Source organism: Micromonospora sp. NPDC050695 (genome assembly GCF_040654415.1).
Taxonomy (GTDB): domain Bacteria; phylum Actinomycetota; class Actinomycetes; order Mycobacteriales; family Micromonosporaceae; genus Micromonospora.
Genome location: NZ_JBFAHZ010000001.1, coordinates 214,141 through 228,948, shown reverse-complemented (window position 1 = coordinate 228,948; position 14,808 = coordinate 214,141). Strand labels below are relative to the sequence as shown.

Genomic DNA, 14,808 nt, shown 5'->3' with positions numbered 1-14,808 from the left:
TGCAGTTTGTGGTGCACTCTTGTGGCTTTCGCGGCAAAGCGGGGACCCGGGGGGCTAGGCCGGGGGGGTGAAGCCGTGGGGGAGTTCCAGGCGGTGGCGGGCTAGCAGGGTCTCGTCGGCCAGCAACGTCGGGGTGGGGGCGTCAGCCACGATCCGGCCGTTGTCCAGGATCACCGAACGTTCGCACAGCTCCGCCGCGTACGGCAGGTCGTGGGTGACCATCAGCAGCGTCACCGGCAGGCCGCGCAGGATCTCGGCCAGCTCGCGTCGGGCCGCCGGATCCAGGTTCGACGACGGCTCGTCCAGCACCAGGATCTCCGGATGCATGGCGAGGACGGTGGCCACCGCCACCCGGCGGCGCTGCCCGAACGACAGATGCTGCGGCGCCCGGTCCCGGTGCTCACCCATCCCCACCGCCGCCAGGGCCTCGTCGACCCGGGCCGACAGCTCCGCCCCACGCAGGCCCAGGTTGGCCGGCCCGAACGCCACATCCTCCGCCACCGTGGGCAGGAACAGCTGGTCGTCCGGGTCCTGGAAGACGATGCCCACGCGGCGGCGCACCTCGGACAGGGTGGCCCGGTCCGGTGTGACGGTCAGCCCGCCGACGCTCACGCTGCCCTCGGTCGGGGTGAGGATGCCGTTGAGGTGCAGCACCAGCGTGGTCTTGCCCGCGCCGTTGGGCCCGAGCAGCGCCACCCGCTCGCCGCGCGGCACCGTCAGGTCCACACCGTGCAGGGCGACGTGCCCATCCGGGTACGCGTAGCGGACGCCACGAACGTCCAGCGAGACAGCGGTCTGCACGGCACCGATCATGTCAGCACGACGGCGGTGGCGGCGATGGAGGCCGCCACCACCGGTACGGTCGCCGCGATCAGCCACTGGCCGGCGGTCGCCGCGCCGTCGCCCTGCCACACGGCGGGCATCCGCCCGGTGTAACCCCGCGACAGCATCGCCAGGTAGACCCGCTCACCCCGCTCGAAGGCGCGCAGGAACAACGCCCCGATCCCGGCGGCGAAGCCACGCACCTGCCACAGGAAGCGCGGGTCGTCACCCCGGGAGATCCGGGCCACCCGCATCCGCCGCGCCTCGCCGACCAGCACGTCCAGGTAGCGCAGCATGAACGTGGCGATCTGGGTCAGCACCTGCGGGCAGTGCAGCCGGTCCAACCCCACGATCAGGTCCCGGGTGGTGGTGGTCGCGGCGAGCAGCAGCGAGGCGAGGACGCCCAGGGTGCCCTTGGCCAGGATGTTCCACGCGCCGTGCAGCCCGTCCTCGGACAACCGCAGACCCAGCACGTCGACCCGCTCGCCGGCGCCCAGGAACGGCAGCGCGACGGCGAACAGCACGAACGGCAGCTCGATCAACGCCCGGCTGAGCAGCCACCGCGGCCCCACCCGGGCCAGCGCCGCCACCACGGCCACCAGCAGGGCGTACGCGCCGAAGGCCCAGAACGCCTCGCGCGGGGTGGCCACCACGGCGATGGTGAAGACCACCATCGCCGCGATCTTGACCTCGGGCGGGAGCCGATGCACCGGCGAGTCCGACTCGCGGTACAGCACGTGCCCGTGACCGGCACCCATCCGCGTACCCCTGCTCAGCCGTTGGCGCCGGCGTGGCGCCGCTCGTCGGTGGACTCCACGGCGTCGCCCTCGGCGGACGTCGGCGCGTCGCCGGCGGTCGGCGCGTCGCCGGCGGTCGGCGCGTCGCCGGCGGTCGGCGCGTCGCCGGCGGTCGGCGCGTCGCCGGCGGTCGGCGCGGTGCCTCGGCGGCGCAGCAGCCAGAAGCCGCCGGCGCCGATCGCGAAGGTCACCAGCACCCCGAGCACCCCGGACAGGCCGGTGGAGACGAAGCCGTTCCGCACGCCGCGGACGCCGTAGTCGGCGAGCGGGCTGCCGGCCAGCTCGTGGTCCTTCGCCTGCTGGGCCGGGCAGCTACCGGCGACGATGGTGTCGTCGGCGTCGACCGTGCAGCCCTTGAGCAGCGACGAGTCCAGCCCGTCCGGGTGGGACGAGGCGTAGTTGCTCACCACGCCGGCGAGCAGCAGGGCGACCAGCAGGCCGCCGGCCAGGAAGGCCCAGGTGCGGTTCTTCATCGGACACCTCCGGCGACCGGGACGGCGGGAGCGGCGGGCTTGCGCAGCGAACGCAGCGCGTACACCAGGTCGGGGCGCACCTTCGCGACGGTGAGCACCGTGGTCGCGGTGATCAGGCCCTCGCCGATGCCGATGAGCAGGTGGACGCCGGCCATCGTTCCGGCCAGGCCGGCAAGGTTGCCGCCCAGGTCGGTGGTGCCGCCGAGCCAGTACTGCAGGACGAAGCCCTGCGACGCGACGACCACGCTGACCATCGCGGCGACGAAGGCGGTCACCGCCAGGCCGGCGGGCGTACGGGGCAGCACCCGCAGCAGCACGGCGATCAGCAGGTACGCCGCGGCGGTGCCGAGCAGCGCCATGTTCGTGATGTTGAGACCGAGCATCGCCACGCCGCCGTCGCCGAAGATCAGCGCCTGCACGACGAGGACGACGGCCACGCAGAGCGCGCCGACCCAGGGGCCGACCAGCATCGCGGCGAGCGCGCCACCGAGCAGGTGACCACTGACCCCGGCCGTGAAGATCGGAAAGTTGAGCATCTGGACGGCGAAGATGAACGCGGCCACCAGGCCGGCCATCGGTGCCAGCCGGTCGTCCAGGTCACGTCGGCCGCGCAGGACGCAGCCGGTGAGCACGGCGAGCGCGAGTGCTGCGAAGACCGCCGCCACGGGACCATTGATGATCCCGTTCGAGATGTGCATCGCCAGTGTGTCCACGCGACCTCCCACGCGTCAGCGGACCCGTCCGGGGCCGGCGTGGGTCAGCCTATTTCCCATGCCTCGTTGTTGCCAGATCCTGGCAACAACGGATGGCCTTGATCACCCCCGGTCGGCCCCGCTGGGCGCGTTCCGGGCTGCGGCGCGCCGGCACCGGCAGCACCGGCCGGCCCGGCGGTAGGGTCGGGCCATGACCGCGCCCGACCGCCTCTCCCCCGGCGACCCCGCCCCCGAGTGGACCCTGCCCACCGACACCGGCGACCAGCTCGCCCTCGCCGACCTGCGTGGCCGCAAGGTCGTCCTGTACGCCTACCCCGCCGCGATGACCCCCGGCTGCACCAAGCAGGCCTGCGACTTCCGCGACTCGCTCGCCTCCCTCCAGGCGGCCGGGTACGAGATCGTCGGCATCTCCCCGGACAAGCCGGAGAAGCTGGCGAAGTTCCGCGACCGCGACGCGATCACCTTCCCGCTGGTGTCGGACGTGGACCGGTCGGTGCTCACCGCGTACGGCGCGTACGGCGAGAAGCAGCTCTACGGCAAGACCGTGACCGGCGTGATCCGCTCGACCTTCGTCATCGACGCCGACGGCAAGATCGAACGGGCGCTCTACAACGTCAAGGCCACCGGGCACGTCGCCAAGCTCCGCCGCGACCTCGGCCTGGACTGACCGTCGAGCTGACGGAGGCCGGGCTCGACACCGTCGGGGCCGGACGCTCTAGACTCAGCGAGTTGGCGGGAGTGGCGTAACGGCAGCCGCGATAGGTTTAGGTCCTATTGTCCGAAAGGGCGTAGGGGTTCGAATCCCCTCTCCCGCACACATCAACGAGCACCACGCGCCCGATCGGCGGTTGTCAGGCACGTCACGATCTGAGGTCGGGAGCCCGGTCACCGGGTCAGGATGGGCGCCGTGAGTCTGCGCTTCGTCCTCGACCCCGACCTGACGCCCCACCTGCGCGGCGCGATCGTCGACCTCTGGACGGACGTCAGCAATGCTGGCGGGGCGGTGGGTTTCGTGCCGCCGGTCACCGCCGCCGACGTCCGCACGATCGCCGACCCGACCTTCGCGGGCATCGCCGAGGGGCCGGACCGGCTGCTGGTCGGGTACGTGGGCGACCGGCTGGTCGCCGTGCTGATCTTCTCCGACAACCGTTTCCCGCTGAAGGCGCACTGGTGTGTGCTGAAGCGGGTGATGGTCCACCCGGACACCCAGGGCACCGGGTACGGCGCGGCGTTGATGCGCGAGGCCGCCCGGCTGGGTGCGGAGATGGGCCACGAGGCGTTGCACGTGACGGTGCGCGACGGGCTGGGGCTGGACGGGTTCTACCGCCGCCTCGGGTACCGGGAGATCGGCCGACTCCCGGGCGCGCTGCGGGTGGCGCCCGGTGACGACCGGGACGAGATCCTGATGTGGCTCGACCTGACGGCCGACGGGCTGACCGGCCAGACAGCCCGCTGAGCGGTCAGCCGCACCAGCGGGCGGTGGCCCCGGCCGGACGGGTCGACGGCGTTTCGGCGGGCGGCGCGCTCGCCCTCGCGACCTCGACCGGGCGGGCCGGTGTCGGCGTACCGCCCGGCCGGGTGGCGGACGGCCGGGCCGAGGGGGACTTCCGCGAACTGGTCGACGCGCCCGACCCGTACATCCGGACCGCGCTGGTCTGGATCTGGCCGGGGGCCATCCGGATGCCGGCGACGGTGACCTGGTTTCCGTACACGTCAGTGACCCGGACGCGGAACGGGCCGGCCCCGGCGCCGGAGGGGATCAGCCAGTAGTTGTAGTCCTGCCGGGCGGTCGAACGCCACGGACCGCTGTCACCCTGGCGGACCTCCACGGTCCGCAACGGGTTGCCGTGGTTGCCGATCCGGACGGCGAACCACCACTGCGACGCGCCCTCCTTGATCCGGAAGGTGAGGGGGCCGGGCAGCGGCGGGTTGACCACCGCGCGGTAGGTGACCGGGACGAGGCCCTGCACCGGGTTGGCGATCCGGGCGAACGCCTCCCGGGACAGGTCGAGATGCCCGGGCGCGCACTCCGGGCACTGGTCCATGATGAGGACTCGGACGGTGCCCTTCGGTCCGGTCACGTCGAGGAATCCGCCGCAGGCGGCGCCGGCCGCGTACTCGGTCGGGCCGAGCGCGACATAGAGCCGGTTGGCGGGTGCGGCGGGGTTCGAGCAGTTGCCGCCGGCGCCGTTGGAGTCGTAGAAGGTTGCCTTGCCGCTGTGCGTGGTGGTGCCGGTGGGTGGCGCGGCGAGCGTACGACCGGCGGCGCAGGCCGGGGTGGAGCCGGAGCGCAGCGCCAGGGTGAGCCCGAGTGCCGCCGCGAGGACGGTGACGCCGGTGGCGACCAGCCAGGGCAGCGGGCCGGACGAGGACGCGGGCGGGTCGTCGGGAGCCCGGTCCAGGTCGATGTCGATGTCGACGACCGCGGGAGCGCTTCCGTCCGTCACGACGGCGATGGTGCCGGACCCGCAAGTGCCCGGACAAGCGGGCTAAGCCAAAGCTAAGACAGCATCGACGGACGGTGACCGGAGCGTTCCCGCAGCGGACCGGCGGCCGGTGTGGCCGGACCGCGCGACTCGCGATGGCGGCGACCGGACCCGGCCGGTCAGGGCTCGATGACGACCTGGTCGCCGACCGTCACCGGTCCACTGTCGATCGGGACCACGTTCAGTCCGAAGAGGAGGCTCTGCCGGATGTTGCGGTAGCGCCCCAGGGTGCGCAGCGGCTCCCTGGCGCGTACCCCGGTCTCCTGGTCGGTGGTGGTCACCACGCAGCGGTCGCACGGCCCGGCGGCGCGCATCCGCAGGTCACCGACGCGCAGCGACCGGCCGGCCCAGCCGTCCTCGGCCCAGGCCGGCGCGCCGTCGACGACCAGGTTGGGCCGGAACCGGGTCATCGGCACCGGTTCCTCCCCCGCCTCGGCCAGCCAGCCGTTGAGCGCGTCGAGGGAGGCGGCGTTCGTCAGCAGCAGTGGGTAGGCGTCGGCGAAGCTGACCTGGTCGCCGGTGTCGTACTCGCGGCCCTCGGCGGCCAGGTGGCGGGTCGGCCGGGCCAGCCAGACCAGCCGGACCGGCCGGCCGAGCAACGCGCCGAGCCAGGCGTCGGCCGCCGCACCCGCCGCCACGGCGGGGACCGGCAGCTTGCGGCTGCGGAAGGTGCGCACCAGGACCGGGTCGCCGCCGACCGGTTCGGGCACGTCGAGGTCGGGCCGCCCGTCGGCGCGCAGCGTCAGGGCCCCCGGGCGCACGGTGGCGCGCAGGCCGACCAGCCGGGTCGTCTCCCGCTGGGTGACGCCGACGCCGTCGGCGTCCACCACCATCCAGCGTCGGTCGCCGGCCAGGCCCCACGGCTGCACGAACGCGCCGTCGTGGTCGAGCCGGTGACAACCCTTGACCGGGTACGTGTGGATCGAGGTCAGCCGCACCCGGCTACCATGCCACGCCGATGCGCTCGGCGTGCTCCGCGAGCACTTTGGTGGTGGTGACGTTGTCGGCGAGAAGGATCGCACCGGGCGCGAGCTTCGGTTCCACGGCGTGCGCCGGGCGGGTGGCGCGGACCATCACGGACCTCCGCGGACCAACGGATCCGTCGGGCGTAGTGGACTGCCCGTCGGCCAGCCCACGCCGTACGGCGCCTGCGGTAGCCCGCTCGATGTGCCGGCGCAACTCCTGGTCGGACTCGATCTCGTCGAGCCACCCGCGGAATGTCACCGATCGCCGGCCGACGGTCCTCCCACCATCGGCGGGCGATCCTGGCCGGACGAGGGTGCGCGAGCCGGAACGCGAATCAGTAGCATCGCCGTCATGGCGCGTGCAGACCAGACCGCAGAACTCAACCCTCCGACGAACACCGGGCCGGTCGACCCTGGGCAGCCAGCTGGTGGCGAGCAGATCACCTCACCATCACCCCGGCCCCGGCGCCGGTGGAAACGGATCGTCCTGATCACCCTCGTGGTGCTGGCGGTGCTCGCCGGCGGCGGCGTGGTCGCGAGCGGCCTCTACTTCCGCTCCATCAACTCCGACATCGAGCGGGTGGACGCGTTCGGCGGCGTTCCCGAGGAGTCGCGCCCCCAGCCCGTGGTGACCGGCGCCATGAACATCATGATCCTCGGCAGCGACTCCCGCGACACGCAGAACGCCTCGGGCTCCCGATCGGACACCATTATCCTGGCCCACCTTCCGAAGGACCGGTCGAGCGCTCAGCTGATCTCGATCCCCCGCGACACCTGGGTGCACGTGCCCAGGTCGAAGGAGGGGCGCGGCGGCACCGACGCCAAGATCAATGCGGCGTACGCGTGGGGTGGCGTCCCGCTGATGGTCCAGACGGTGGAGGAGTTCACAAACGTCCGCGTCGACCACGTGGCGATGGTCGACTTCTCCGGCTTCAAGGAGATCGTCGACGCGCTGGGTGGTGTGGACATCGACGTGGAGCAAAGCTTTACCTCGACCCACTCGCTCAACCCCAACGGCCGCCGCGAGTTCACCAAGGGCCGGCAGACGATGGACGGGGCGGCCGCCTTGGACTTTGCCCGTGAGCGCTACGCCTTCGCCAACGGCGACTTCACCCGGATCAAGCATCAGCAGCAGGTCATCAAGGCCATTCTGGACAAGGCCGCCTCCGGTGGCGTGCTCGCGAATCCCGCCAAGCTGAACTCGTTCGTCAAGGCCACGGCTGACTCGGTGGCCGTCGACCGTTCACTGTCCCTTGTCGACCTTTCGATGGAGCTTCGTCATCTCCGGGGCGGCAACCTCGCGTTCTACACCTGCCCCACCAAGGGGACGGGCCAAATCGGCAGTGAAAGCGTCGTGATCGCGGACAAGGGCAAGGCGCAGCGCGTCTTCGACGCGGTTCGCCGCGATTCGGTGGCCGACATCGCATCCGCCGCAAAGTAGGAGACAGGAATGCCGTGCCGGCTCTGGTGGTGCAACTGACGCGGTCGTAACCTGCGATCGCCCCCTGGCTATGAATTACGCCGGAGGGGCTCACGGGGGAGGATCACCATGTCGAGCCAACCGGTCATGAGTTATCCGGGTGCGATACGGACGGAGTTCGGCGAGCCGCCACCGCAGGCGGGTGCGCAGCAGGCCGCGGACGGCGACGAGAGGGCAGCTACGGCGAGCCCTGTCGTCGCCCCCAAGAGGGTGTCGGCGACAGCGACCGTCCGCCCCGGTATGGACACGACAGCGGTCCTGCCGTACGCCGGGTCCCGCGCCTCGAAGCGGACGCGCTGGCTGCGGGCCTGGATGTTGACGGCGCCCATCGACGTCGTCGCGCTGCTCGTTCCCCTGCTGCTGAGCCAGAACTACTGGCGGGGGACGCTGGCCAACGCGGCGCTCACCGTGGCCATCTTCGCCTCGGGCGGGCTCTACCGGGCCCGGCGGCACGTCGGCATCCTGGACGAGCTGCCGAGCATCTGCGGACGGTTGTTGGCCTCCGCCGCGGTGGTCGCCATCATCGCGGCCGAGCGCCACGATTCGGTGCACTACGTGGGCGGGTTCATGCGCGGCGTCGCGCTCTCCGCCGGCCTGGTCATTGTCGGCCGGGCCTTCAGCAGGGCGTCCACCATCGTCGCCCGCAAGCGCCGGTGGGTGGAGCACAACACCATCATCATCGGCAGCGGCCCGGTGGGGCTGGAGCTCGCCCGGCTGCTGCGGCGCTACCCGCAGTACGGTCTGCGGTTCGTCGGTTGTGTCGACGTCTCCACGGACGAGGGCGTCGGGTCGGTTCCGTTGATCGGCACTCTCGACGATCTCGAAAAGCTCACCGAGATGCTGGAATGCGACGTCCTGGTCATCGCCGACCCGGACTGTTCCGAGTCGGCACTGATGGACATCCTGTTGCGGGCGGTCAATTCCCGCTCCGACCTCTGGGCGGTGCCGCGTCTGTGGGGCTCCCGGTCCCTGGGCGGATATCCCGATCACATCGGCGCGATACCGATCGTGAAGATCGGCGACACCAGACTCTCCGGTCCACGATGGGCCGTCAAACGAGCATCCGATGTGGTCTTCGCGGCGGTGGCGTTACTTGTCCTCAGCCCGGTGCTGCTGCTCTGCGCGATTGCGACGTTCCTCGACGGCGGGCGGGGCATCTTCTTCCACCAGGAGCGGATCGGCCGATACGGCACGCCATTCAAGGTCATCAAGTTCCGTTCGATGCGGCCGGCCGACGAGAGCGAGTCGCAGACGACCTGGTCAATCGCGCACGACCAGCGGGTCGGTCCGGTCGGCCGGTTCATGCGCCGCACGTCGCTCGACGAACTGCCCCAGCTCTGGAACATTCTGCGCGGCGAGATGAGCGTGGTCGGCCCCCGGCCGGAACGGCCACACTTCGTGGAGAAGTTTTCGATCGAGTACCCCACCTACGCGATGCGCCACCGGGTGCCCGTCGGCCTCACCGGGCTCGCACAGGTCAGTGGCCTGCGCGGCGACACCCCTATCTCGGACCGGGCGAGGTTCGACAACTACTACATCGAGAACTGGTCGCTTTGGCTCGACATCAAGGTCGTGCTGCGTACCGTCGCCGAGGTCCTTCGCGGCGGTGGCCGATGACCAGCGACCACCGAGGGTAGCCCCACCTGGGCCGGCCGTCCGTGCCGTCACACGTCGGCCGCCAGGTGGTCTCAGGAGTCGTCGGCCCGCCGGCCCTCGGTGGGCAACTGCCCGCCGAGCGCCACGGCACGCAGCACCCGCGCGTGCCCGGCCAACGACTCGTCCGGGGAGAACAGGCCGATCGCCTCCTCCCGCAGTCGCTCACGGCCGGCGGCCCACGCCGCGCGTTCGCGAATCATCGACGACATCGCGGCGACCAGGTCGGCGCGATTGCCCTGCGGCCGGTACCGCAGATCGTTGATCACCTGCCAGTCGACGAGTTCGGCGTTCCCGGCCGGGTTGGCGACCAGGTGCCCGCGTCGGCCGTTCGCCAACTGCTCCCGGGCACCACCGACGTCGGTCAGCACCACGGGCACCCCGGCCGCCAGCGCCTCCATCGACGCCAGTGACCAGCCCTCGAAGAAGGAGTCGAGGACGAAGGCGTCCGCCGCCGCCAGCAGCGCCAACGGGTTCGCGCAGTGCCCCCGCAGGTGGATACGGTCGGCGCTCGGCACCGACGCGGCGGCCTGCCGGGTCTGCTCGTAGTACAGCAGGTCGTCGTTGGCCCGGCCGGCCACCAGCAGGTGGGCTTTCGGATGCTTGGCGGCCACGTCGGCGAAGGCCGTCACCAGGCCGAACGTGTTCTTCTGCAAGCAGTATCGGGCCAGCGAGACGAAGAGGAACTCGTCGGTCAGCCCCAGCGCGGCGCGGGCTCGCGCCCGGTCCACCCGCAGGACGCGGGAGCCGTCGACGCCGTTCGGCACGGTGATCAGGCGGTCTCCGGGGTAGCCCGGGTTGCGCACGAGGTACTGCTGACGGACAAGGTCGCTCACCGCGACCTGCACGGCGATCCGCTGCGCCCGCCGGCCCTCCGGCGCCCACGAATCGGGGTGGTAGAAGCGGTGCATGTCGTGCAGCGTCTCCACCCACGGGACGCCGACCTCGGTGGCCACGTCGAGCAGCCAGTCGTCCGCGTTGTGCCCGCTGATCACGTCGGGGCGCCAGGAGCGTATCCAACCGGCGGCGTCGCCGGGCGTCACCAGGTGGGTCGCGACACCCTCGTCGGCGAGGGCACGGGCCAGCCGGCCGCCCGCACCGTCCTGCCCGGGCAGCCGCGTGCCGGTGTAGATAACCGCGGTGTCGACACTGTGCGCCGGGAGCCGCCGGGCCAGGAACGCGGCCACCTCCTCCGCGCCGCCGACGTCGAGCACCCCGGTGGCGATGGCGCATCGTACCCGCCGGGCACCGCCGATCTCGACGGCGCGCGGCGGGACCGACGGAGGCGGTTGGGCGGCCATCGGCAGGATTGCCTCCAGGTCGCCCGCGCCTCTGCCCGGCACGAGCGGCACCGACCAGTCCTCGCCGGGGCGCGACGTCTGCTCGCCCGGGTTGGCGAACCGGCGCAGGGTGCGTCCACCCAATCGGCGCAGCGGCGCTGGCACGACGTGGGCCTGACGCTGGGCCCACAGGGCGAACCGCAGCGCGCGGGGCGAGGTGTCACTCACCCGGTTGCCCCTCGCGCCGCCCCCGGCCGAGGAAGACCGGGACGACGATGCCCGCCGCGATGCCCAGCACCAGCGGCCACCGACTCGTCTCCGACAGGAACGGCGCGGTCATCAGGCACAGCGGCGCGATCAGGCAGAGCGCTGCCGCCGACCGGACGACCACGTCGCTCTCGGGATCGCGGACGGCCTTCAACGCCGCCAGCGCCGCGGCCGCGAGGAAAAGGATGACGAGCAGCGGCGCCAGCGGACCGTACCGGAGCCAGTCCTGCAGCAGCTCGTTGTGGACGTACACCCGCTCGGAGTTGTTGGCGGCCAGACCCGGAAGCTGGGGTGCGAGAGGGCCGACGCCGGTCCAGACGTTCGCCCGGACGTAGTCCCACCCGAGGCGGAGGTCGTTGAGGTGCCCACTCGTGGACTCGGCCTGGTGCTTCGCGCTCTCCTGAGCCGGCGGGGTCCGCACCGGCCGGCCCGGTGCCACGGAGGCGGACCGGCTCGGACTGCCACTCGCGCTCGCACCACCGTTCGGGCGTGGGCTGTCACCCGCACCGCCGGCCGGACGCGGCTTGCCGGTCGCGGTTGGCTTGCCGGTCGCGGTTGGCTTGCCGGTCGCGGTTGGCACGCCGCCCTGCACGACGCTCGCGCCCGAGGTCCCGGTCACGGTCGGTCTGGCACTCGGGCTCGGCTGGCCGCTCGGGCTCGGCCTGGCACTGGCGCTCGGCCCACCGCTGGCGAGGTCGAAGCTGCCCGCGCTGCGCAGGCCGAGATCCGCGGCGAAACCTGGCGCGGCCAGCACGACAACCGCCACGACCAGGGCAGCGAACCCGAACTGACGGAACACCCGCTGCCACCGCTGCCAGGTGAGGACAAGAACGACGACGAGTGCGACCAGCGCCGCGACCCAGACACTCCGGCGGAAGCTGATCAGGATCAGCAGTGGCATGCCGGCCGCCAGGAGCATGTGCCGCCAGTCCCAGCGCCATCCGTTGTCCCCGAGTACGCCGATGAACACCGCCGCCGCGATCGCCGGCAGCGCCGAGTCGTAGTAGATGAAGTAGGCGCTGAGCCGGTCGTCGGCGGCCTCACCGAGCGGAATGGCGACGGCCGCCGCGACCAGCAGGCCGATCAGCGCGGCCCAGACCGTCGCTCTGCCAAATCGCTGGTCGGCCCGCAGCCACCGCAGGCTCATGCCGATGAGGAGGCCCAACACCAGCAGAACGAACGGGCGGGCGTTCTGATTGACGGCGGAGAAGACCGACTGCCCGTGGAACAGGCCGCTGCCGACAGCCAGCACGACGAGGCCAACGGCCGGCCCGAGCAGCGCGACGCCGACCGACCGGAGCGGTGGGCGGGCCTGCGGCCACCACCGCGCGGCGGCCGCGAGAACCGCCGTCACCGCGAGTGGCAGGATGATCGGGGCCTTGCCAGGGCTGATGAACGCCGGGTAGCCCAGCGTGGTCAGCTCGCCGAAGCGCCCGTTCGGCTTGATCTCCTGAGCGAGCACCGCGACGAGCACGATCCCGGTCACGGGGAGCCGGTGCACGAGCAGCGGAAGCGCGACCGCGAAGACGACGCCGAGGAACGACGGCACGGTCCAGGCGATGTAGAAGGCCGACAACGCAGCGAACGCCCAGGACGCCCACCAGATCAGGCGGGCGCCGGCGGTGACGGGCGGGCGGGGATCGAGCACCCAGTTCAGGACACGCGTCAGGTGGATCCCGGAATCGGGATTGTCGGTCGTGCCCCGTTCGGGGGACTGTTCGGGAGGACGGATGCCCGCGTCGTCCGTGTCGGAATCAGTCACAGTTCCTCTGGAACCCATCGCTGCCTTTGCCCCGAGATCGGGTCCGGCCGGCCTTCGCTGACATCGAACCCTGCTGACAACAACGCCGAACCGGCTGCCGGCGACCAAAGCCAGGGCCAGCCCGGTGACCAGAGCGACCGTACAATGTGGCGGGTCGAGCAGCACGGCACATCGGCCGACGCGGCTCACAGTATCAGCAGGGGCGCGCACGAGCGTCGCCGGAAGCTCGCCCCGACAACCCCGGCCAGCGGGGTGAACGGGGATCGCCGGTCGGCCGATTGCCGGGCCATCAGTACGATGCTTATCGTTTCGGTCGCACGGTTGACATGGCGTACGCGTAGTCGGCGGTCGCCACCCGGTATGGTCATCCGGGATCACCCCCGGAGCCGCAGATGATCACCCGCCGCATCTTCCTCGCCGCCGCCAGCGGCATGGTCCTCGCCGGTGACGCCCCGCCCTCGAAGGGCATCGTGCTGCTGCCGCCCCCGTCCGGGAGCGATGACACCGACGTGCTCAACGCCGCCCTCCGCAGCGGGGCGGGCGGCCTGGTACGCGGTGCCGACAACGCGCACTACCGGGTCAGCGCGCCCCTCGTGGTGCCCACCGGCACGACGCTGATCATGTCCGGTTGCACGGTCACCCTGGCGGCCGGCAGCGCCTGCAACCTGCTCATCAACGCGGCGGTGATTGAGGGCGGCCGGGACCGGGACATCACCGTCATCGGCGGAACCTGGGCCCGCGCGAGCGGGGTCGGGGGCACGGGCCCCGATCTGCACACCCTGCGGTGGCGCCGGGTTGACGGCCTGACGCTCAAGAGGCTGACGGTACGGACCGCCAGCGACAAGTACGCAATCTCCCTGGGCGACGTCATCGACGCCACCGTCACGGAGATCAGTTTCGCGGTGCACTCCGACGGCGTACACATCCAGGGGCCCGCCGCGCGGACCAGGATCTCGGGTATCCGCGGCTCGACGGGTGACGACACCGTCGCCATCACCCCCCGCGACTGGCAGGCGTACGACGACGTGTCCGGACCGGTGACCGACACGGTCATCGAGGACGTCAGCGTGGCCTCGCTCGCGGCCCTGGTCAAGGTGCTCGGGGGGTCGCCGGAGACCGCCGCGTTGCGCACGACCATCCGGGGCGTCACGGGCCTCGCCGGCAACAACGTCATCTGGATCGGTGACGACACCGCCGACTGGCGTACCACCGGCGGCCGCGTCGACGATCTGATCGTCGAGCAGGTCGCGGCCGGCACGCTGCCCGGTCGGGGCGGCATGGTGCACATCAACGGCTCGGCGGTGGGCCGCGTACAGCTACGTGGGTTGCGGGTCCAGGGGCGCCGCGGGAATGAGCCGCTGGTGCGGGTCGCACCCTTCCGGCCGGCCACCTTCGGCGGTCTCACCGTCGAGGACGTGGTCGCCGAACAGCTCGACGCCGCGCCTCTGCTGCTGGTGGCCCAGACGGCGACGATCGGTCAGCTGCTGGTGAGCGGGGTGACCGTCGCGGGCACGTCCGCCGGCACCGCCGTCGCCCAGATCGCAGGAGTGGTGGACGAGCTGACCGTACGCGCGGTCAGCCTGACCGCGAGCGGCGACAGTTACCTGGTGGAGATGCCCGGATGGGCGACCCACGCGGCGGTACGACGGGCAAGCGTGTCTGGCGTGCAGATCGCCGGCCGGGGCGGGGCCCTGCTCACCGCCCCGGCGGCCACTCACGTCCTGCCGCGGCTGGCCGTCACCCAGACGCGGACGGAGGGGACGCCCTGGCTGGTCGACCTCAACACCACCACGGAGCTGACGGTGTCGAACGTGACAATCGACGACACGACGGGTGGGGTGGCACGGGTGCGCAACTCGGGTGCGGCAGTGCTCCGCGGCGACGGGCTGCGATCCGCGCAGGGCGCACGGGGAGCGGCGGTCGCCGCCGGAGGATCGCTTGTCTCGTACGCGCTGGAGCTGGCCGTCGACGTCAGCGAACTGGTGCGGGTGGACGGCAGCCGGGCGACCAACACGAACGCCGCGCTGTCCTGCGGCACCGGGCCGGTCGAGTGCACCGGGCTGACCTGGCAGCACCTCCGGACCGGGAAGACCTGGTGACGGGCGCGAGC

14 protein-coding genes and 1 tRNA gene are annotated in these 14,808 nt (G+C 71.8%); 6 read left to right on the top strand and 9 right to left on the bottom strand.

The genetic code is table 11. The features are described 5' to 3' along the window. Positions 1-54: 54 nt before the first annotated feature. The 4 genes from AB0H52_RS01130 to AB0H52_RS01115 are packed head-to-tail and all read right to left on the bottom strand — an operon-like array spanning position 55 to position 2,805. Positions 55-813 (bottom strand): ABC transporter ATP-binding protein, encoded by a 759-nt coding sequence (locus AB0H52_RS01130; RefSeq protein ID WP_357944401.1) that lies wholly within the window; start codon positions 811-813, stop codon positions 55-57. Then, positions 810-1,580 (bottom strand): cobalt ECF transporter T component CbiQ, encoded by a 771-nt coding sequence (gene cbiQ, locus AB0H52_RS01125; protein ID WP_151493292.1) that lies wholly within the window; start codon positions 1,578-1,580, stop codon positions 810-812. Before cbiQ ends, AB0H52_RS01130 begins: the two co-directional genes overlap by 4 nt. Before the next feature lie 14 nt (positions 1,581-1,594). Then, positions 1,595-2,092: a PDGLE domain-containing protein gene (locus tag AB0H52_RS01120; RefSeq protein ID WP_357944398.1), complete on the bottom strand. Its 498-nt coding sequence runs from the start codon at positions 2,090-2,092 to the stop codon at positions 1,595-1,597. Continuing rightward, positions 2,089-2,805 (bottom strand): energy-coupling factor ABC transporter permease, encoded by a 717-nt coding sequence (locus AB0H52_RS01115; protein WP_151493294.1) that lies wholly within the window; start codon positions 2,803-2,805, stop codon positions 2,089-2,091. Before AB0H52_RS01115 ends, AB0H52_RS01120 begins: the two co-directional genes overlap by 4 nt. Positions 2,806-2,995: 190 nt before the next feature. Between AB0H52_RS01115 and bcp the strand changes: the two genes are divergently transcribed. From bcp to AB0H52_RS01100, 3 genes are all read left to right on the top strand, one after another. After that, positions 2,996-3,472 (top strand): thioredoxin-dependent thiol peroxidase, encoded by a 477-nt coding sequence (gene bcp, locus AB0H52_RS01110; RefSeq protein WP_357944395.1) that lies wholly within the window; start codon positions 2,996-2,998, stop codon positions 3,470-3,472. Between the two features lie 65 nt (positions 3,473-3,537). Next, positions 3,538-3,620 (top strand) — tRNA-Leu (locus tag AB0H52_RS01105). Positions 3,621-3,712: 92 nt separating this feature from the next. After that, positions 3,713-4,261 carry a GNAT family N-acetyltransferase gene (locus tag AB0H52_RS01100; RefSeq protein WP_192580064.1) on the top strand — a complete coding sequence of 183 codons (549 nt, stop codon included), beginning with the start codon at positions 3,713-3,715 and terminating at the stop codon, positions 4,259-4,261. A 4-nt stretch (positions 4,262-4,265) separates the two neighbouring features. Here the strand turns inward: AB0H52_RS01100 and AB0H52_RS01095 are convergent, their stop codons facing one another. The 3 genes from AB0H52_RS01095 to AB0H52_RS01085 form a co-directional block, all read right to left on the bottom strand. After that, positions 4,266-5,252: an expansin EXLX1 family cellulose-binding protein gene (locus AB0H52_RS01095; protein WP_151487521.1), complete on the bottom strand. Its 987-nt coding sequence runs from the start codon at positions 5,250-5,252 to the stop codon at positions 4,266-4,268. Positions 5,253-5,410: 158 nt separating this feature from the next. After that, the gene (locus tag AB0H52_RS01090) at positions 5,411-6,229 is read right to left on the bottom strand and encodes an MOSC N-terminal beta barrel domain-containing protein (protein ID WP_151487522.1); all 819 of its coding nucleotides are present in this window, start codon (positions 6,227-6,229) and stop codon (positions 5,411-5,413) included. 4 nt (positions 6,230-6,233) lie between these two features. Beyond that, entirely contained in the window at positions 6,234-6,515 is a 282-nt protein-coding gene (locus tag AB0H52_RS01085) for a hypothetical protein (RefSeq protein WP_357944519.1), read from the bottom strand. 93 nt (positions 6,516-6,608) lie between these two features. Between AB0H52_RS01085 and AB0H52_RS01080 the strand changes: the two genes are divergently transcribed. Together AB0H52_RS01080 and AB0H52_RS01075 are read left to right on the top strand one after the other, a co-directional pair. After that, a complete protein-coding gene (locus tag AB0H52_RS01080) occupies positions 6,609-7,697 on the top strand; it encodes an LCP family protein (RefSeq protein ID WP_357944512.1) in 1,089 nt (362 codons plus the stop codon). A gap of 279 nt (positions 7,698-7,976) precedes the next feature. Next, the gene (locus AB0H52_RS01075) at positions 7,977-9,353 is read left to right on the top strand and encodes a sugar transferase (RefSeq protein WP_357944390.1); all 1,377 of its coding nucleotides are present in this window, start codon (positions 7,977-7,979) and stop codon (positions 9,351-9,353) included. A 71-nt stretch (positions 9,354-9,424) separates the two neighbouring features. Here AB0H52_RS01075 and AB0H52_RS01070 read toward each other — a convergent pair whose 3' ends face one another. After that, complete coding sequence (locus AB0H52_RS01070) at positions 9,425-10,897, bottom strand: glycosyltransferase (RefSeq protein WP_151487523.1); 1,473 nt, start codon at positions 10,895-10,897, stop codon at positions 9,425-9,427. Next, the gene (locus tag AB0H52_RS01065; protein WP_357944387.1) at positions 10,890-12,584 is read right to left on the bottom strand and encodes a hypothetical protein; all 1,695 of its coding nucleotides are present in this window, start codon (positions 12,582-12,584) and stop codon (positions 10,890-10,892) included. The genes AB0H52_RS01070 and AB0H52_RS01065 overlap by 8 nt, the downstream gene beginning before the upstream one ends. A gap of 506 nt (positions 12,585-13,090) precedes the next feature. Here AB0H52_RS01065 and AB0H52_RS01060 point away from each other — a divergent pair. Next, the gene (locus AB0H52_RS01060; protein ID WP_151487525.1) at positions 13,091-14,797 is read left to right on the top strand and encodes a hypothetical protein; all 1,707 of its coding nucleotides are present in this window, start codon (positions 13,091-13,093) and stop codon (positions 14,795-14,797) included. Positions 14,798-14,808 lie beyond the last annotated feature (11 nt).